Annotated in this window: 12 protein-coding genes; 5 read left to right on the top strand and 7 right to left on the bottom strand. The window is 42.8% G+C overall.

All coding sequences use genetic code 11. The features are described 5' to 3' along the window. Positions 1–5 precede the first annotated feature (5 nt). The 3 genes from AAE250_RS04540 to AAE250_RS04530 all read right to left on the bottom strand — a co-directional run bounded on the left by AAE250_RS04540 (position 6) and on the right by AAE250_RS04530 (position 5,592). On the bottom strand, positions 6–680 hold the full coding sequence (locus AAE250_RS04540; protein ID WP_294597193.1) for an ABC transporter ATP-binding protein: 675 nt from the start codon (positions 678–680) through the stop codon (positions 6–8). 47 nt (positions 681–727) lie between these two features. Further along, the gene (locus AAE250_RS04535) at positions 728–3,046 is read right to left on the bottom strand and encodes an ABC transporter permease (protein WP_294597192.1); all 2,319 of its coding nucleotides are present in this window, start codon (positions 3,044–3,046) and stop codon (positions 728–730) included. Between the two features lie 230 nt (positions 3,047–3,276). Beyond that, positions 3,277–5,592: an ABC transporter permease gene (locus AAE250_RS04530; protein ID WP_446715724.1), complete on the bottom strand. Its 2,316-nt coding sequence runs from the start codon at positions 5,590–5,592 to the stop codon at positions 3,277–3,279. Positions 5,593–5,922: 330 nt separating this feature from the next. Here AAE250_RS04530 and AAE250_RS04525 point away from each other — a divergent pair, with 330 nt between their 5' ends. The 4 genes from AAE250_RS04525 (at position 5,923) to AAE250_RS04510 (ending at position 10,951) form a co-directional block, all read left to right on the top strand. Next, on the top strand, positions 5,923–7,155 hold the full coding sequence (locus tag AAE250_RS04525) for a site-specific integrase (protein ID WP_004293706.1): 1,233 nt from the start codon (positions 5,923–5,925) through the stop codon (positions 7,153–7,155). Positions 7,156–7,172: 17 nt separating this feature from the next. Next, on the top strand, positions 7,173–7,565 hold the full coding sequence (locus tag AAE250_RS04520) for a hypothetical protein (protein ID WP_004293707.1): 393 nt from the start codon (positions 7,173–7,175) through the stop codon (positions 7,563–7,565). 592 nt (positions 7,566–8,157) lie between these two features. Then, positions 8,158–9,525 (top strand): MobV family relaxase, encoded by a 1,368-nt coding sequence (gene mobV, locus AAE250_RS04515; RefSeq protein WP_008999098.1) that lies wholly within the window; start codon positions 8,158–8,160, stop codon positions 9,523–9,525. A 205-nt stretch (positions 9,526–9,730) separates the two neighbouring features. Continuing rightward, a complete protein-coding gene (locus AAE250_RS04510) occupies positions 9,731–10,951 on the top strand; it encodes an IS91 family transposase (protein ID WP_008620106.1) in 1,221 nt (406 codons plus the stop codon). Between the two features lie 327 nt (positions 10,952–11,278). Here the strand turns inward: AAE250_RS04510 and erm(F) are convergent, their stop codons facing one another. Then, positions 11,279–12,079: a 23S rRNA (adenine(2058)-N(6))-methyltransferase Erm(F) gene (gene erm(F), locus AAE250_RS04505; RefSeq protein ID WP_004295323.1), complete on the bottom strand. Its 801-nt coding sequence runs from the start codon at positions 12,077–12,079 to the stop codon at positions 11,279–11,281. 245 nt (positions 12,080–12,324) lie between these two features. Here erm(F) and AAE250_RS04500 point away from each other — a divergent pair, with 245 nt between their 5' ends. Continuing rightward, on the top strand, positions 12,325–13,050 hold the full coding sequence (locus AAE250_RS04500; protein WP_004293712.1) for a toxin-antitoxin system YwqK family antitoxin: 726 nt from the start codon (positions 12,325–12,327) through the stop codon (positions 13,048–13,050). A gap of 242 nt (positions 13,051–13,292) precedes the next feature. On the opposite strand, the gene AAE250_RS04495 is transcribed toward AAE250_RS04500, so the two are convergent. The 3 genes from AAE250_RS04495 to AAE250_RS04485 form a co-directional block, all read right to left on the bottom strand. Next, positions 13,293–15,659, bottom strand: coding sequence for an ABC transporter permease (locus AAE250_RS04495; RefSeq protein WP_294597186.1), 2,367 nt, complete (start codon positions 15,657–15,659; stop codon positions 13,293–13,295). A gap of 12 nt (positions 15,660–15,671) precedes the next feature. After that, a complete protein-coding gene (locus AAE250_RS04490; RefSeq protein ID WP_294597183.1) occupies positions 15,672–17,975 on the bottom strand; it encodes an ABC transporter permease in 2,304 nt (767 codons plus the stop codon). 138 nt (positions 17,976–18,113) lie between these two features. Then, positions 18,114–20,423, bottom strand: a complete 2,310-nt coding sequence (locus AAE250_RS04485) for an ABC transporter permease (RefSeq protein ID WP_294597382.1) — start codon at positions 20,421–20,423, stop codon at positions 18,114–18,116. Positions 20,424–20,428 lie beyond the last annotated feature (5 nt).

Below are 20,428 nucleotides of genomic sequence, written 5' to 3'. Positions count from 1 at the left end.
GTCTGTTACAGACTCGTTTCCGTCACCACTTGTCCGTCGAACAGATTAATGGTGCGTCCGGCAAAACCGGCATCGTGCTGGGAGTGTGTTACCATTACGATGGTGGTTCCTTCTTTATTCAGTTCGCTTAGCAGTTCCATAACTTCTTTTCCGTTTTTGGAATCGAGGTTACCGGTAGGCTCATCGGCAAGGATTAGTTTTGGGTTTGATACTACTGCACGGGCTATGGCTACGCGTTGTTGCTGACCACCGGAGAGCTGTTGCGGAAAATGCTTGCTGCGGTGCATAATGGCCATACGTTCCATGGCTGCTTCTACACGGCGTTTGCGCTCGGCGGCGGGGATGCCCATGTAGAGCAGGGGCAGTTCGATGTTCTCGTATACGTTCAGTTCGTCAATCAGGTTGAAACTTTGGAATACAAAGCCGATGACTCCCTTGCGCAGGCTGGTGCGCTGTGCTTCCGTATATTTGGAAACTTCTTTTTCGTTCAGGTAGTACTCCCCTTCTGTCGGATTGTCCAGCAGGCCGAGAATATTCAACAAAGTGGATTTTCCGCAACCGGACGGTCCCATAATGGCAACGAATTCTCCATCTTTCACTTCAATGTTCACGTTGTTCAAAGCTAAAGTCTGTACTTCTTCAGTTTTGAAAATCTTCTGTAAATTTACGGTTCTAATCATAATGTCTCATTTTTATAGTTTATAAATATATCAATTTCTTCATTTGGTTATTCCTTTTTCAGAATACTTGCCGGATTGAGATGCATCACTTTGTAGATTTTGTATGCTGTAATAAGGAATATCAAAAATGCCATGGTAAGGAACAATAGTATTCCCCAGTCCCAACGGTATATATTTTCAAGGCCTGACCTTTCCAGCATTTTTATCAACATCAACCGCAACAATGGATAGATGATGCAGAAAGCAGTAAGATAGATAATCAGGTAAATCTTGCCGAATAATAAGGCGATAGTTTTAGGACTGGCACCATTAATTTTTCGGATGACAACCTCTTTCTGACGGCTTATTGTATCCATAGAAATGGCAGAATAGACGCTTAGCATCACAAGGAGCACACTGATTATAGCCAACAATGTGGAGGCTTTCTGCATCATTTCCATTGCACCTATGGTAGTCTGTCTGGTGTTGCTGATGTTGCGAATGTCTAATGGCAGGGTGTTGGGAATATACCGTCGGCATATTTCCGTTATCTGCTTAACAGCTTCGGAGGTTTTGCCGGAATCAGATACTTTAAAAAAGTAAGTGGATGCTTCGGGGCTCACCATGAATATGGAGCCGATGACTTTTTTACGTTCAACTTCCTCTTTATACAGAGCTTCATAAGTCCCTGCAATCTGATAATCCGCCCCGTCTAATCTGACGGCTCCTTCTATACTGTCTTTTTGTAGTTGTTTCCTAAATTCTCGGCTTACATATACTGTACCTTTAACATTGTAATCCACCTTTTTCCCTTCCATCGGGATATGGAAAAAGTTAAAATAATGAGGGTTGCCTTGTACCATAATGACTTGTCCTATTGAATGTTCATCCTTGCTATAGTTCATATAGGTAAATGAATTGAAATTAAATCCTTGGGAAATAGTGGTCTGATCTATTATCTCGGACAGTGAACTTATATCCGATAGGATGGCATCTATATTCTGCTGCATACGTATACTGTTGACTGAAAGAGATATTACTTGTTTTTCTTCCTCCGCATTCAACGGGCTATACATCTTTCTAAAAATTTCATTAAAAGAAATGGTTATTCCATATACACCTCCTACAAAGAAAATGGAAACAGCCAACTGAAGGCCTATCATAATGTTGCGAAACACATGCCGTTTCTGCTTTTGTACAATATGATGGATAATACTTAATTGACGTAACTGATAGATGGGGTATATGATTATGAATAAACATATTAATAACAGAATAATATATAGGGAAAATTGCGAGCTATATACGTTTGCCAGGGAGAAACGAATCATATCCTCTTTCGGCATGTAAGTATATATGAGAGAGAGGAAGACTTCCGTCACAGCCAATGAGAGAAAGAAGGCAGCAGACATCATCCAGAATATTTCGGCAAAAAGCAACATGAACAGTCCCTTGATATCTGAACCCATGCATTTGCGAAGTGCCAGTTCACGTTGGCGGTTGTAGAACATCTGGATGATGAATTTCATGAAGTTAATCAGTCCGGATAACAAAATAAGGGAAGCAATGAACTGGGCCAGCAGTATACTGATATTTCTTTGTACATCACTTTTGCGTTTTGCCTGCGAATAAGCACATGCATGTATATCCATCTCTCCTCGTTTCCATGTTATTTTTTCCAGTTGTCTGTTCAGACTTTCTAAGGTTGCCTGCCCGGTAAGGTAAGTACTTACACTGAGCGGTAAATGAGGATTCATGGATAATGGGAAATAACAGTCTGTAGTCCGTGCCTTAGATGACTTATCTTCAGAAGTAATTACGTCTATAATTTTATAGTCCTTTATCTGATTGGGCAAGTAATGGTTCTCCGTTTCCAGATGGATAGTCATGCCCGTAGGATCTTCTTCTCCAAATACTTTTCGGGCAAACTCTCGGGAGATGATAACCTCGTCAGGAGCTATGATCTTAGTGTTTCCATTCTTCAGCTTTTTATTGTAATAAGAGAAGAACAAAGGCGATACACATTTGTATTGTATAAGGAACGGAAACTCTTGCTGATTCTTGTCAATGACTGTAATTTCCGCCTTTATGGAAGAATAGGAAGAGGCTATCAATGTGTCTATCCCTGAGAGTGATTGTTCTTCCAGATAGTTGATGTCATCTTTCAAACAATAGGTGTCTGCTATTGTTTGAATGGATGAAGAAAATGTAAATCCGATACGATGTTCGTAATTCGGCAAATCTTCTCTGTCAGACACGGTATCAATGAAATCATTCATCAGGCTGAAGCAAGTGATACCTACTGCCAGACAGATGGCCGATATAAAGCTATGTAGTTTATGATTCAATAAGTTGCGTAATGCAACTTTCAAATAATGTTTTATCATTTCTATTTTAGATTTCAAATATATCAATTTTTTATTCTGTTTTAATGCAATCCATCGGATTTGTTTATTCAGCAGGTAGCCTTGCAGGCAGACGGTGATAACGGATATTCCCCAAACTATCACCAGAGGCAATAGAAAATCAGGAAGAAAATCTTATTTCTCCACCAACTACGGACGATTATTTTCAGGGTTGCGAGTATGGTCATTGCTTATGTCTTTTCAGTATGTTATTATTCGTTCTTTATAACTTCTGCCGGATTACTTCTTGCAATCCGAAGAATACGGAAAAATATCGTGACGGCCGTAATAAACGTAACCACCAGGAATATGCAGCACCAGAATAAGAAACCGCAGTTAAAAAATACGGTGTACATCTGCTTCCACAGCATCAACGTAGCATATATCAGCGGGAAAGCGATGACGGCACTGCCTGCCAGCAATACAATGTAGAGGCGTGAAAACAGCAATATGATTTGAGGAATGCCGGCTCCGTTCACTTTCCGGATGGCAACTTCTTTCTGCCGGCGTTCGGTATCGAGTGTAATGCTGGAATAGACACCAAGCAAGGTGATGATGATGCTGACAATGGCAAAAAAGAGTATAATATCTTTTAGATTATATTCCAATGCCTGCATTTCGTAAATGTCATTCATCAGAGTTCTTACTTCACAGGATACACTTTCGGGAAGCATTTCGCGGCGAATCTTCTCCACCCATTTCTTTACCTCCCCTATTTGCCCGGGATAGCACTTAATGTAACAATGACCGATATATCCCGAAGTTTCGTAAGGAATAAATGCATAACCATTGCTATGGTTGTAAACATTCGTCTCAAAGGGTGCGCAAATACCACAAACAGTATAGTCATTTTGCTGATCGTAGAGATTCATACCGATGACGTTTTTTTTCTGCGTCTCTTGATAGGTCCTATCCACTACAATGTCTTGTTTAGTATGTATTTCTCTTCCTTGCTCGATGGGAATATTCATGAAAGAAAAGAAATTGGAAGGTACAGCCATCAGCATGATTTCAATCCAGGAATTGTCGTTTCCTTTCTCTGTCATCAGTTGGTTGCCGGAGAATCCATCCATGTAAGAGACATCAGACAGCAGAATATCTTTCACTCCGGCATGTTGCCTGAAGCGTTCCACCATTGCCAACTTCTCTGCATTCTTCATAAAGGTATAATCCAACGGGACACTGAAGATTTCTGATTTCTCTTGAACACTCAGAGTGCTAAATAATGTATTCATTGTTTTTCTGGATTGCAAGTATAAGCTTACAGACAGTGCCACAAATATCCAGCAGATGAAGAACTGGATGCCCAGCATAAGGTTGCGCCCCCATTGTTTGCCGCGACGCTTATTGCCTCCGTTAATACCCATCTGTACCGAAATCTTATGAATACGTATGGCTACAAACAGGCAGATGATGGCACAAAGCAGTATCAGTAGTCCGATGTACTGTAGTGCATGGATCAGGAGTAACCGGGTATCAAAGTTCATGGTGATCTCTGCTATGGAAAAATTCAGATGACTTCCTATCAACTCTATACCCCATAATACCAGGAAAGAAGAGCAACTGATTACAAGCAAACTTTGCACAAAGAGTAATGAGAACAGTTGTCTCCAATTACATCCGGTCATCTTCATGATACTGTATTCTTTGGTTCGATTGAAGAAGGAACCGATGAGGAAATGGAAAAAGTTCATCAGTCCGACCAGTAATATCAACAGTCCGACAATACCGGTAATCCATTCCAGTATAATAATGCTCTTCATCTGGGGGGTATTATCCGTACGATGAACTGTAACTGTATATTTCTCGCTATAGAGTGTATAAGTATAATTTCGTTTACTGAATTGTTTTTCCAAACCCTTCATTGTGATATGTGGAGAAAGCAGGACATAATTGTTGGCTCCAGTTATTTCATACCGTTTAGGACTTTGCAAAAGCCCTTCACTGTCATTCAGAGTCAGCATATCCAACCGCTCCATAAATGCGAAACTGTTATTCAGAGGAATATCTTCCATTACAGCTTGGATGGTATAGGCGATTCCTCCTGTTCTCGGGGTACTTTCCGGAGAAGTACCGAGGCGTCTTGTTAAAGTCAATTGTTTGCCGATGGCCTCTTCTGCCTTGCCGAATATTCTCGTAGCAGTCGATTGGCTCATGATGACAGCATTGGGGGTCCGGCTTGCCGTTTCCCAGCTACCGGCCACTATTTGCGGAGTAAACACTTCATTATAGAAAGTATCTGTTTCGAATGTGGACAATTCATAAGGTAATATCTTGTCCTGAGATAGCGTTACATTGTAAGGATAAGTACGTGGATACGTTACACACGTAACAGCTTCTATTTCTCCCGTAGCCCATGTGCGAAGTTCTTCTGCCAAAGGTGCGGGAGAACCGGAGAAGTACCTTTGATTGTTGTTATATAAACTCAATTCAGCAATACGTTTATAGTTGCTGAAACATCGGTCTGTATCTTCCACGAAACGACTGCAATACATGCAGATGCTGAAGCAAAGCAGGCCTACTGCCAAGCCAATGATGGAAATGATATTCTGTGTCTTGTACTTCCATAAGCTCCTGAATGCTATTTTAAAATAAACACATAGCGAAAAAGTAAATTTGGGTAAAACGTAGCGAATTAGCTGATACAGCGTTCGTTACGCTTTGTTTTTCTATGGGACAGAGCCAACGAAATACCACCTCGAAGCCAAACAGCGCAGAAGTTCAGTTACCACCTCATTACCCCCGTAACGGGTGTGAATTTCTTGCTAAATGGTTCTGTTTCTGCGATTTGCGTAATTTTGCATAGCAGTCGGTAACTCACTAATAACTAATTTTGTAACCAAAAAAAGGAGTGAGTTATGCGTAGTACATTCAAGGTATTATTTTACGTGAAGAAAGGCAGCGAGAAGCCGAACGGCAACCTGCCTTTAATGTGCCGTATCACGGTGGACGGCGAGATTAAACAGTTCAGTTGCAAGATGGACGTTCCCCCACGGCTGTGGGACGTGAAGAACAACCGTGCTTCGGGCAAGAGCGTCGAAGCGCAGAGAATCAACCTTGCGGTAGATAAAATCCGTGTGGAAGTAAACCGCCGCTATCAAGAGTTAATGCAGACGGACGGTTATGTTACCGCCGCCAAACTCAAAGACGCCTATCTCGGTATCGGCGTCAAGCAGGAAACTTTGCTGAAGCTGTTCGAGCAGCACAACGCCGAGTTCGAGAAGAAAGTCGGGCACAGCAGGGCGCAGGGTACATTTACCCGTTATCGGACGGTCTGCAACCATATTCGGGAGTTCCTGCCCCATACCTACAAGCGTGAGGATATTCCATTAAAGGAACTCAACCTCACGTTCATCAACGACTTCGAGTATTTTCTGCGCACGGAGAAGAAATGCCGCACCAATACCGTGTGGGGCTACATGATTGTGTTGAAACACATCGTTTCCATAGCGAGGAACGACGGGCGTTTGCCCTTTAATCCCTTTGCGGGATATATCAACTCTCCCGAAAGCGTGGACAGGGGCTACCTCACCCAAACGGAGATACAGACGCTCATGAACGCACCGATGAAGAACGCCACCCACGAGCTTGTACGGGACTTGTTCGTCTTTTCTGTTTTCACGGGTTTGGCGTATTCGGACGTGAAGAACCTCACCGCCGACCGCCTGCAAACATTCTTCGACGGCAACCTGTGGATAATCACCCGAAGAAAGAAGACCAACACCGAATCGAACATCCGCCTTTTGGACGTTCCCAAGCGTATCATCGAGAAGTACAAGGGGCTGGCAAGGGACGGTCATGTTTTCCCCGTTCCGAACAACGGCAGTTGTAACAAGATACTCAAAGATATAGGCAGACAATGCGGCTTCAAGGTACGCTTGACCTACCATGTCGCACGCCACACGAACGCCACGACCGTACTTCTGTCGCACGGCGTACCCATCGAAACGGTGAGCCGCCTTTTGGGGCACACGAACATAAAGACCACCCAAATTTACGCCAAAATCACCGCCCAGAAGATAAGCCAAGACATGGAAACCTTGTCGCACAAGTTGGAAGATATGGAGAAGAATATCTGCCGAGCCATCTAATTAAGAACAGAATACCGATGAAAGAAGAAAGGAACATTATCACGATGGACGGGCAGGGCAATATCTCCCTGCCGAGCGATATAGGCGCAACCGCCATGACCGAGCGGGAAATCTGCGAACTGTTCGGGGTTATCGCCCCGACGGTTAGGGCAGGGATAAAGGCACTCTGCAAAAGCGGAGTTTTATCTATATATGACATAAAGCACATTATCCGCCTATCGGACAAATACAGCGCGGAGGTTTACAACCTCGAAACGATAGCCGCCCTCGCTTTCCGTGTCGAATCGTTCGGGGCGGCGAAAGTCCGCAGGGCATTATTAGAGAGGATTATACACGGGCGAAAAGAGAAAACGACGGTATTCGTGTCGGTTGTTTCGGACGGCAAGCCCAACAGCCGTTGGAAAGCATGATGATATACCAACATACCAACATGCAAACGTACCAGCATACCAGCATGCAAACATGCAAACCTATCACTATGGTGATATATATTGCAGGGTCTATTTCTCTTTTCAGAGGAAAGCGGAGCAATCGTTTTCGTTTACAAAGGCAAAGCAAGCACGGGGCTTTACGTCGGCTAAAAGGTCAGGCGGCTGCGCCGTTTCCCAATAAATCTTCCTCTCGCTTCGCTGCGAGCGTATTTATCGGGAAAACCTTGTATCCGACCGCCCCGTGCAAAAGAGCCTTTGAAAACGGAAACGACCGCCCCGCCACCCACCGACCGAAAGGAAAAAAATAAGGTGGGGTTACGGGCAAGCAGGCGGCAGGGACAGCCATAGCCGAAAGGCAGACGGGCAGGCAGACGGCACGCCGCAGGGTATTTACGGAGAAAATACCGTAGCTTATTAGGGAATTTTCCGAGCCGCAATACTACGTATCGCTGAAAATTCCCCAATAAGGCAAGGGGTAAGCCCCTCTGCACACCCCATCGGGGACGGCATTTGCCGCCCCGAAGATACGAAAAATCATTGTTTCACAAGTCAAGGAAGAAAGGAAAAATATATGGGTTTCGTAGTTTTACACATGGAAAAGGCGCACGGCAGCGACAGCGGAACGACCGCACATATCGAGCGTTTCATCATACCGAAGAACGCCGACCCCACACGCACGCACCTAAACCGCAGGCTTATCGAATACCCCGACGGGATAAAAGACCGTTCGGCGGCTATACAGCAGAGATTAGAAGAAGCGGGGCTGACACGCAAAATCGGAAGCAACCAAGTACGGGCAATCCGCATCAACGTATCGGGAACGCACGAGGACATGAAGCGGATAGAGGAAGAGGGGCGTTTGGACGAGTGGTGCGCCGACAATCTGAAATACTTCGCCGACACGTTCGGAAAGGAGAACATCGTGGCGGCTCACCTGCACAGGGACGAGGAAACGCCGCACATACACGTTACACTCGTCCCCATCGTCAAGGGAGAGCGCAAGCGCAGGAAAAGGGAGGAACAGACGAAGAAGCGATACCGCAAGAAGCCGACCGACACCGTGAGGCTGTGCGCAGACGATATTATGACACGGCTGAAATTGAAGTCCTACCAAGATACCTATGCCGTGGCGATGGCGAAATACGGGCTGCAAAGGGGCATAGACGGCTCGAAAGCTCGCCACAAGTCCACGCAGCAGTATTATCGGGATATACAGAAACTCTCCGACGACCTCAAAGCGGAAGTGGTGGATTTGCAGCAGCAGAAAGAAACGGCACAGGAGGAACTAAGACGGGCGAAAAAAGAAATACAGACCGAGAAGCTGAAAGGGGCGGCAACCACCGCAGCCGCCAACATCGCCGAGAGCGTCGGTTCTCTTTTCGGCAGTAACAAGGTCAAGACGCTGGAAAGGGAGAACACCGCCCTGCATAAGGAGGTAGCCGACCACGAGGAAACCATCGAAGCCCTGCAAGATAGGATACAGACCATGCAGGCAGACCACAGCAGGGAGATACGGGAAATGCAGCAAAAGCACGGCAGGGAGATAGCCGACAAGGACACAAGGCACAAGCAGGAAATATCGTTTCTGAAAACGGTAATCGCAAGGGCGGCAGCATGGTTTCCCTATTTCCGTGAAATGCTCCGTATCGAAAACCTCTGCCGCCTTGTCGGGTTCGATGAAAGGCAGACCGCAACGCTCGTCAAGGGAAAGCCGTTGGAGTATGCAGGGGAACTCTACTCGGAGGAACACGGACGGAAATTCACGACCGAAAGGGCAGGTTTCCAAGTGCTGAAAGACCCCACGGACGGGACTAAATTGGTTCTTGCCATCGACCGAAAGCCCATTGCCGAGTGGTTCAAGGAACAGTTCGAGAAGTTAAGGCAGAACATACGCCGACCTATACAACCGCAAAGGAAAGGCAAGGGATTCAAGCTATAAATGTTAAATCCTGCCCGATTTGCCGAAAAAAGTGCGGTACGCTGTTCGTGGTGTACTGCACTTTTTTTATATTTGTTCGCAAGGTGATATACTTGAAGAAAATAACAGCCGATTTCGCTGTTAGCACAATGTTCAAGACAATAAACAACTAATAATCAAATGATTAGATATTAAAATGGAGTAAAAAAGGATTTGTGTGCGAGCTATGAAAGAAGTGCTAAACGACATATATACAGACGGTTGCAAAGAAAAGAAGTACCGCTTGTCCGATTTCTTCAATCGGTGGTGGGACGAATACGCACAGCACCCGGCGGAGTACATCACCCCCGAACAGTACAAGGCGGTGAACGCTATCCGTGTATGTCGCACAACCACTTTGGGGATAGATACATACGTTTGTCCCGATTGTGGGGAAGTACGGGAAATCAGCCATAGTTGCAAACACCGTTTTTGCCCGTCATGCGGCTGGCGTGACACGCTGAAATGGGCGGCACGCATGAAAGAAAAGATGCTGCGGGTGCCACACCGCCATGTGGTGATGACCTTGCCGCATATCCTGCTGGACTTGGTGAAGCGCAACAGGAAAGAAATGCTGAATATACTGATGCGTACTTCGGCTGAAACGCTGAAAGACTGGATGATGCACAAGTTCGGCTTGAAAACCGGGGTAATTGCCGTACTACATACCTACGGGGAAACGAAACAGCTCCATGTACATACGCACATGATTATGTCATGGGGCGGCATAGATAACGACGGTAAGATAGTCATCCCCGAACATGACTACGTGCATATCCCCTCTATCTGTAAGGTATTCCGCTACAAGTTTGAACACGCCCTGATAGAGTTGTTCGATGCGGGCAGGCTGGAGCATGACTTCCGTGACCGCATGGAGTTTATGGGCTTCATCAAAAAAGTGGCAAACAAAAAGGACTGGATAGTGCATTTGGAACCACCCATACAGATGCCGGAACAGGTGATACAATATGTGGGCAGATATTCCAAACGGGCGTGCCTGAGTGAATACAAGATTACGGCAATGGACGGCGAAAACATTTCATTCCGTTACCGTGATTACAAAAACTCACCCGACAGGAGGAACCCGGTTGAAAAGGAACTGACGCTGCATTACCGGGAGTTCTTCCCCCGGCTGCTGCAACACGTTCCACTGCGCTATTTCCGCATCGTGAGGTACTACGGCTTCTATTCCAATAAAGGCAGCCTGCCGGAAGAATACTTCGGGCAGGATGAAAGCGAGATAGAGGAAGCCGAGTTGCAACAGGCAGAAAGCGGATATGAAAACCCGTATTTCTGCGAGCGTTGCGGACGGACGAGAGTTTACAGCCACACTACGGTAACGGGTGGCGGCATGACATACACGGTAATACTGGAGCATTGCGACATACACCGGAAAAAAGCGGCATGACAGCAACATGGGATAGCTATGTCCTGCCGTGAACAAGAACAGTGAAATCCCATGAAAAGAAAGAAAGGAGAACTGAAAAATGAATGAAATACGGATAAGAGCAGTAATGAAACGAACGGGGTGCGGGCATGAACTTCACACCTCTTTCTGCCGGAAACAGCAGTCAAAAATTGAAGTTCTATATAGTATGTAATAAAGGAAATAAAAATTGTCTCGAACATGAGGATGAACCGCCCTAAACGGTCGGCTATCCTCTAAACATTATGCGGCAGCTTAAAAGACGACACCAAACCAGAAAAATCATCTTGACAACCACCCGACTTTGAACTACGAAGGATGAAATTTTTCAGGGACAACTTCCAGCATTTCCAAAAAACAGTTTACCCATTGACTTGGAGACAAACAAACAATTTGAGCATTAAGGTTTAAACCGAATTTTTCCGAAATTGACCTGACCTGACTTTTCCTGAAAATCGACTTTAAAGCTGTTTTTACAGATAAATCAGGTTTCTCTAACAGACAGGAAATAAATGCTAAGTATTTGGCTTTAAACTTAAAATCAAAAAATAACTGTTTTCTTTTAATGTTTAACAGGGCTGATTTGACAGTTGGCGGTGGAAAGAAACTTTCAGGACCTACCTCATAGACAAGTTTCAAATCAAAAAAAGTATGATAGAAAACGGTATATGGATTGTAAAGCTTCCTCGAAAATAACTTTTGTGTAGGTTCTAACTGAAGGACAATGGAACCTCCCAGAAAATTTCCAAGACTCTCAAACATCAGGATTTTGAAAATATCGGAAGTAATGCCATAAGGAATATTTGACACCACTTTGAAAGGAAATTTCGGAACTGCAAAATTCCTAAAATCACAACCGACAACTTGAACATTTCGGGCATCAGAAAATAATTTTCGTAAATGTTCAACCAAAGCTGTGTCGTTTTCAATAGCAACAACATTGTTGGCGATTTTTAATAAATGAACAGTAAGAAACCCCTTGCCTGCCCCAATATCTAAAACCGTATCCTGATTACTTATATTTGCTTGTCTTATTGCATCTTTTATTAGCACTTTATCAATAGTAAAGTGCTGACCCGTAAAACGAACGGGCAATTTCTTTTTTGTCATTAGTAACTTCTTACAGGTGAATACTTGACTGCAAATTTAGTAACTTTGCAGCAGAAATTAACGAGAAAGAAGAGAAAATGAAAACCGACCGCATAACATCACCTATACGCAAGCAGGGGTTTCGTGCTTCGTAGGACAGTTAAGTGGTAAATTTAAAGTTCAGTTCTTCGTAGGAAGTTCAGTGGTTAAAATCCCTGCCTGCGTATAGCTGAGAACCGTTATCAACCTCGAAAAGCAAAAATACAATGAATAGAATATTAACACTATACCTCTTTTTGCTATTGTGTGGCACGGCTTCCGCACAACAAATAGTAAAATGGGACGATTTACAGACTATAACGGATAACGCACGGCGCACGGTCTATTATGAAAAAGGCAGTAAACAGCCGTTGCAGGGAGAATATCGCATTATACGAGGGCTTGACGAGGAGCGTGTTAAACTTTCCGACGGCATAATAAACGGTGATTATCTCCGCTATCGTGATGGGGTACTGCGTGAATCGGGCATATATGCCAAAGGAAAGCGCAACGGCATATTCACGGAGTATTACCAAGATGGCGTTACTCCCCGAAAAGAAACACCCATGCAGCAAGGCAAGATAGACGGAACTGTAAAGACCTATTTTCGTAACGGCAAAATAGAAATCGAAAAGGAGTATAGGCAGAGTGTGGAGAGCGGACGGGAACGCCGCTTTGACAGCAAGACGGGTGAGCAGATTTTTGAATCTCATTATATAGACGGCAAAAAAGAGGGTGAGGAATGGGAAATATTCGAGGATGGGCGCACGCTTCGCAGCAGGACTACACGACACTACCGTAACGGAAAACTTGACGGCTTTTATCGTGTGGAATCGACACGGGACGGAAAACCCTATATAACCATCGAGGGGCAATACACCGACGGCGAGAAATCGGGACGTTGGAAACAGTACAACGCCACCGATGACACAACCCATGAATGGGATGAATGATTTTCTTTTTTCGCAAGTTGATTTTATAAAATTGCCACCGAAAGTTCGTACTTTCGGAAAAAGATGTTATATTTGCAAATGAAAGAGTTATTTGACAGCATAGCAACGCAAAACGCTGAAATTCGCACAGTTGCTAAATCGTTACTTCTATTTCTCAAATAATTCGCTAAAAGTTTATTTCTCAATCGGTTAAGTCAAACCGAGAAAAATCTAAAATAATGTGTTATCATCGTTTTAATATTTTATTCGTTCTTAATCACTTCTGCCGGATTTTCATTTGCTGCCCGCCATACACGCCAGCTGATGCCGGCAATGACTACCAATGCTAATCCTATAAAAATAAGCACAAAAGGCAGGAAGCTGATGCTGACTTGGCGGGTGTAGTTTTCTATCCAGTGCTTAATGATAACATAGGTTATGGGAAAAGCTACGAGTGCGGCAACACAAAGCATACTTATATACTCGTGGAAAAACATGAGTAGAATACTCCATACGCTGGCACCGTTTACTTTGCGTATCGCTATTTCCTTACGGCGCTGTTCGCAAGTAAGCGTAACCAGCGAATAGATGCCGAACATAGCAGTAAATATACATACTAAAGAGGCAAAGCTAAGCAAACGCGTCAGCATATCCTCGGAACGGAGATAGTTATTATAAATTTCTTCTTCGCTGTTTATTTGCAGAATCTTGTCGGGCGGACACTCTTCGCGACAAATAGCTTCGAGAGCTTGGCGACATTCATTCCAAGTACCTTCTTTGTATTTGAATAAGATTCCGGCACTCTTTTGCATATATCCCATATCCTCTCCAACTATAAAAGCTGTGTTGGGAACTGGTAAAGTGGGTGCTGTGTAGTGGCAGTCTTTCACCACACCGATAATCGTATAGGTTATGTAAGGTGTAATGACATGTTTGCCAATGGCTTCCTGGGGAGTCCATCCCATGCGACGTGCCAATGATTCGTTAATGATGATTTCATCATATGTAGAGAAGTCGTTGAGCCATTCGCCTGTCAGCAATGTAATACCATAGTAGCGAAAGAAATCTTCTCTGCCCAAAAACAGATTTACAGGTATAGGTGCATTGAGTGGTGTATCCAGTCCGTCCCAATTATCCCATTGCCCAATAGCTTGGATTTGTACTATCAGTGAAGAATAATCATTAGGCAAAACTTCAGTTACCATAGGTAAGTTCTTCACCTTTTCCACCAGTGGATACATATTGAAATCACCTCTTACAGAGAAACTTCCTTTATTCTGAAATTCCATTCCTAAATCGCGATGGCGTAAGTAATCCAGTTGCTGGTTCATTAAAATGGTGCAGCCGATAAAACCGAAGCAGACAAAAAGTTGTAATACGATGCTTCCCTTGCGCAGTAGCGAACCGGTACGCCGTCCTGCATCGTGGCGTAACGAACGGTGTAAAGAGCGGTGATATAGAAAATATAGCAATCCGATGATAGCAGCTAATATAATGATAGAAATCAGTAGGACAAACAGAAATGTTTCGCCATATAATGCCGACTTCGGAGCATCTATTCCTGTCAGTTCGATGAACTGAGGTAGGCAAAGTTCTATAATGAAGAATCCCGTAAAGATGGCACATACCAATAGGAGCAAAAACTCAATAGTCAATAATGATATGAGAGAACGAACGTTAGCTCCGTGAATCATCCGTAAAGCCATTTCGCGTTGGCGAACTCTCATGCGATTGATAAACAAAGTAAGGTAATTGATGAGTGCGCACACAATAATCAAAATAGCTGCAACAGAGAAGTAAACTATATAATTGAAGGTAATAGCTGCTTCTTTATCCTTCCGAAAGTCTTGGGCGTAATGTAACTCAGAGAGTGGTGTAAGGTAGATCCGTTTTATTCCGGTTTTTCGTGTATCGGTTACTTGTTGCAGTTCATGTGGCATATTGGCCGTTATTTTTGCTTCAAGTTCTTTGGGATTAGTGCCAGGCTTTACTTTTATCAGCATGTTCCAAGTGATATACCACCAGGTTCTTCCCAATTCGGGATTACCGATTAACTTAAATGGGAAGTTGGTATGTGTATCTTCGGCTCGAACAATGGCTCCGATTTTCTTTTTGCGGCTCCACGTCTCCACTTCTTTTCCCAGCGGGTCTTCTGTACCAAACCATTCTTTGGCTGCTTTCTCGGTAATAGCAACCTCTGAATTATCTTTGGGTAGCATAAAGTTGCGGCTACCTTTTATAATCCGAATATTCATCAATTGCATCCATGCACTGTCTGCTGATGAAAATGCGACATCCTGGTATATGCCGTTTACACTAATGCGTTCAGAGGAACTAATATGAAAAGGCGCAGCAATTTCTATCTCGGGAAAATGCTCCGTCAGGTAGGTGGCAAGTGAATAAGGAACTCGGGGTGAAATTTGCCCTTCCGCATATTCATCATTTGTACGTATCATATAGATACGGTCTACATCCTGACGGAAATTGTCATAAGTCGTTTCGTAATGTATCCAGTAGAGTGACAGTGCAAAACATACAAAGCCTACCGCCAATCCCAAAATACTGATTATTGACTGAACTTTATACTTTAACAAGTTCCTTGTTGCTACCTTTATATAATGTGCTATCATGGTTTTAATGTTTTATTCGTTCTTTATTACTTCTGCCGGATTCTGTCGTGCCGCCTGCCATACACGCCATCCTATACAGATGGCAATGATGAAAGCAATGCCTGCGAAGATAGTAAGATAAATCCAGGCATCGATACTTGTTTGTTCGACATAGCTCTGTAACCATTGCTTCATCAGAACATAGCCTATGGGAAAAGCTATAACGGATGCAATAATCAGTATGTATATATATTCCCTGGCAAACATTGATAAGATATCTCCTATCTGTGCTCCGTTTACTTTGCGTATTGCAATTTCCTTGCGTCGTTGCTCGCAACTAAGAGTGACGAGTGAAAAGACACCAAAAGCAGAGATTAGAATGCAAACTATAGATACAAAGCTCAGTAATTTGAGTAACAGATACTCCGACTGCAAATATTCATCGTAAACTTCTTGTACCTTTACGAGTTCATACTTTACATCGGGAAACTCACGTGCAAATAGAGTATCAACGCTTTGTTTCAGTTCGTTCCATTTTCCATTTTGGTACTTAATTAGCGGCATCCAAAGGCTCTGTCTGTCTTTTTGCCGCTGGATAAACAAAGATGGTTTTGTTGGCATCGTGGGAGGAGCGAGCTTATAGTCCTTCAAGACCCCTTTGATTGTTAATATGTGACGTCCTTTGTCGTCTGCATTTGCAATCTGTTGTCCAACGGGATGACGCAAGCCGAGTATTTTAGCAGCGGTTTCGTTTAGCAATACTTGCGCTGTGTCACCCGGTTCCAACATATCTCCTTCCAAAAGTTTTAATTGATAGAAGTTTGCCAATTCCTTGTCTCCTTCATACACCATAAAGTCCAAAGATCTTATAGAGTCGGGCTTATCAGGCCAGTCAACAATACCATAGCTCATAACAACCGTGGCGGGCATCAGACCAATTCGTTCTTTCAAGACTTTCTCTACATAAGGCATTCTGGCAATCTTGTCCGCCACCGCACTTCGGTTATCTCTCGGATAAAACAAGCGAAAAGAAGCCCTGTTTTTCCGCTCCCAGCCTAAGTCTGTATCGGTCAGATAATAGATTTGCTTCATCAGTATACTCACACAGAAGATGAAAAGTATGCCGATGAATAATTGAAGCAGAATGCCGCACTTGCGTATCAAAAATGGCTTTTGTTGATAACAGTTGTTGTTTTTGCCGGAATATCGTCCAATGAAAGGTATCAGTAATAACAGTGATAGTAATGCAAGTCCAAGTAGATAGAGGAATGATTCGCTATAAATGTTTCCTTCTATACCCGATATTCTGCGGAATGCGGGTAACAGTAGTTCAATCATACTGAATCCTACTAAACCGGAAGAAACGATCATCAGCAGATATTCGGATGCTAACATTCCCCATAATCCTATTGCTGATGCACCGCATGTCTTCCTAATTCCCAATTCGCGACTGCGTAAGCGCAAACGGGTGATGAAAAGTGAAAGATAATTGAACAATGAACAGAGGATAACCAACCCACCTGCTATGGAGAAGAGTATCAGATAGTAGAATTTAATATCTCTGTCCACGTTGATTTCCGAACGGTGATATTCAGAAAGCGGCATCAAGCGAAGATCGCGTAGGCGAGCCGATTGAGGTCCGGTAGCATTAGTCAATTTCTGTTGGAAAGCTTCCGGCATCACTCCTTTCTGTAATTTGATGACTGTATGGAATAATAGATATCCATCTATCTTTTTATAGTTTTGAAAATCAGCACCAAAACCACATACGTCAAAGTTCAGGCTACTGTGGTCAAGTCCTTTTAAAACGGCGCAAACAGTTTTTGGTTGGTCATCCAATTTTACTTCTTTTCCTAACACGCCAGTTGTGCCGAATAAGTTTAAAGCAGTCTTCTCTGTTAACGCTATCTGCTTATTATCATGCATAAAATCCATATTGCCATTCAAAAGATTGGCTTGAAACATACTGATAAAAGAAGAGTCCATTTCCATCAAGGTTACGTTCTTCGTTTTCTCTTCGGACTTTAGCTCATAACCGTGCCAATAAAAGAAAGCGCAACTCTCTTCTACTTCTGGATAATCTTGTTTCAGTATTTCAGAAATGGTATAGCTAAGTTGAGTACTGAAACCACTTGACATATAAACCGAAGGGGTATAAAGAAGATACAATCTTTCGGCGTCTTTATAGCTTTTGTCGTATGTCATCTCATAATGTATCCATAGTGTAGCAAAGGCAAAGCAAGTAAAGCCTATTGCCAAGCCAATGATAGAGATAATGCTCTGTGTCTTGTATTTGAGCAAGTTTCTAAATGCTATTTTAAAATAGTGGCATATCATATCTTATCTTTTTGTAGAGAATGAAATCAAATATCATACCAAAGTGCTAATGATCTTATAATCAATTAAAAGCCTTCTTGGCTATATTCATAAAACTGTGCTATTCCGCACGAGTATCGTGCGAAAATACACTTTACTCTATTCGCTTTTTATCACTTCTGCCGGATTCTGTCGTGCCGCCTGCCATACACGCCACCCTATACAGATGGCAATGACGAAAGCAATGCCTACGGAGATAGCCAGATAAATCCAAGCATCCATACTTGTTTGTTCAACGTAATTCTGCAACCACTGCTTCATCAAGACATAGCCTATGGGGAAAGCTATTGCGGCTGCAATAATTAGCAGTAGCAGATATTCTTTCACAAACATAACAAGAATATCTTTTATCGTTGCTCCGTTCACTTTTCGTACAGCAATTTCTTTACGTCGTTGCTCGCAACTAAGTGTGACGAACGAGAATATACCGAGTGCGGAGATCAGAATGCAAACACCGGAAACCATACTCAGAAGTTTTAGTAAAAGACTTTCTGAATGCAAATATTCTTTATAAACATCTTCTGTTTTATCCAGTTGATATCTCAGAATAGACACTTCTTTCGCCATCGATTCTATTTGAGACTTCAAGTCTTCCCAATGACCTTCTTTGTATTTTATTAGAAACAAACCGGAATGCATGATCATTCCGCTCTTTTCTCCTAAAGCTTTAAAGCCGAATCCATTTTCTCCTATCAATAAGATGGGAGATATAGGTACTGTAGGGGCAGTCACATGGAAGTCTTTCAAAACTCCGATAATTTCGAGTTGCTTTTTTCCTATGTTTATATGTTTTCCTAACGGAGAATGCATATTCATCATTTTGGCTGCAGTTTCGTTTATGACAGCATAATTAGCATCTTTCGGAGTCATCATTTTACCTGCTACTAATTTAAGATTATAAAACCGCGTAAAGATTCCACTTTCGTAAAACAATTCAATAGATATATCTGCGTCATCCAATCGCTTTCCGTCCCAATTGTCTATTTTGCGTCCTCGATACTGTCCGAACAATAGTCCTGCATGGTTATCCAGAACATCATTGACACATGGCATCTGTGACAGTTTATCGGCAACTGCTGTATAGCAGGAAAAATCTTCTTCACTGTTTTCCATTTTGATAATACGTAATACGGCTATATTTTTTCTTTCCCATCCCAGTTCAGTATGAGTCAGGAAGTATATTTGTTTCATCATTACACTCGTAATAAAAATAAAGAGAATGCTGATTCCAACCTGAAACAAGACACTGAACTTGCGAAATTGCAAGTTTTGGGTGGTGTGCTGTTTTACGTGTTGCATGACAAAAGGTAATAGTAAAAATAAGGAGACGATAAGTATTCCAAGAAGATAAAGAAACATCTCCATATAAACATCACCGGTAACCCCAGATATTTTTCTGAAAACAGGAAGCAGCAATTCTGTCAGAGTCATTCCTAACAGACCAGCAAGCAATATCATCCATACATATTCTATCGCAAACATCAAGAATAGGTTTCCTTTGGTTGAACCACATACCTGTCGCAGTTCTATTTCCCGATAACGCATGCGCATCCGTACCACAAACAATGATATATAGTTGAATAGAGAGGCAAGTATCACCAGCAATCCAATGATGGAGAATAAAATCAGATAGGTGAATTTTATCGACTTGTTTTTGTTCACATCAGAATAATGATACTTGGATAACGGCATTATTTGCAATTCTTTGAATATATAATTTTCCTTTCCATCTAATAATTGATTGTAGTTGTCCAGTTTCTGACGGAAATTTTGCAGGTCAGTTCCTTTGCGTAGCCGGAATATGATGGTATTTCGTTGAGAGTTATCCTCCCCTCTCCAAAAGTCAAATGTCAAGTTGCTATGAGGCAATCCTTTGATTACGGCACATATTGTTACGTTGCTGAATGCTTTTAACTCCTTTCCTACTACATCGTCCGTTGTGCCGAACAAGCGTTTGGCTGTTTCTTCAGTAACGGCAATCTTGTCTTCCGAGTATAAAAAGTCTTTTGTTCCTGCTAATATTTTAATGTCAAACATCTCCATGAAAGTAGAGTCAGCCAATAATGCTCTGGCTACCAACGGAGTATTTCCCTTTACTTCCATTTCTTGATTTTCCCACAAATCAATGTTACATACTGCTTCGACTTCTGGAAAATCTGTCCTCAATGCTTGCAGTGTATTGGGAGCTTTTGTGTCGTATCCGTTGTAATTGACTGTACTCTTTTTATACAGCAGATATAGTTGTTCTGCTCCTTCATGATAGTTATCATACGTCATTTCATAATGTATCCATAGTGTAGCAAGGGCGAAACAGGTAAAGCCTATAGCCAAGCCGACAATACTTATAAGCGTCTGCATCTTGTATTTCAGCAGATTTCTAAATGCTATTTTCAAATAATGCTGTATCATTTTGT

Origin of the sequence: Bacteroides sp. GD17, from assembly GCF_038448625.1 — a bacterium.
Lineage (GTDB): Bacteria > Bacteroidota > Bacteroidia > Bacteroidales > Bacteroidaceae > Bacteroides.
The sequence above is the reverse complement of the archived record's forward strand: the minus strand, read 5'-3'. Positions and strand labels throughout refer to the sequence as shown.

Bases quoted from the DNA above. Each gene is read 5' to 3' on its own strand.
- AAE250_RS04500 (WP_004293712.1), top strand. From the start codon at position 12,325: ATGAATAGAATATTAACACTATACCTCTTTTTGCTATTGTGTGGCACG.
- AAE250_RS04490 (WP_294597183.1), bottom strand. From the start codon at position 17,975: ATGATATGCCACTATTTTAAAATAGCATTTAGAAACTTGCTCAAATAC.
- AAE250_RS04540 (WP_294597193.1), bottom strand. From the start codon at position 680: ATGATTAGAACCGTAAATTTACAGAAGATTTTCAAAACTGAAGAAGTA.
- AAE250_RS04520 (WP_004293707.1), top strand. From the start codon at position 7,173: ATGAAAGAAGAAAGGAACATTATCACGATGGACGGGCAGGGCAATATC.
- AAE250_RS04525 (WP_004293706.1), top strand. From the start codon at position 5,923: ATGCGTAGTACATTCAAGGTATTATTTTACGTGAAGAAAGGCAGCGAG.
- AAE250_RS04510 (WP_008620106.1), top strand. From the start codon at position 9,731: ATGAAAGAAGTGCTAAACGACATATATACAGACGGTTGCAAAGAAAAG.
- AAE250_RS04535 (WP_294597192.1), bottom strand. From the start codon at position 3,046: ATGATAAAACATTATTTGAAAGTTGCATTACGCAACTTATTGAATCAT.
- mobV (WP_008999098.1), top strand. From the start codon at position 8,158: ATGGGTTTCGTAGTTTTACACATGGAAAAGGCGCACGGCAGCGACAGC.
- AAE250_RS04485 (WP_294597382.1), bottom strand. From the start codon at position 20,423: ATGATACAGCATTATTTGAAAATAGCATTTAGAAATCTGCTGAAATAC.
- AAE250_RS04495 (WP_294597186.1), bottom strand. From the start codon at position 15,659: ATGATAGCACATTATATAAAGGTAGCAACAAGGAACTTGTTAAAGTAT.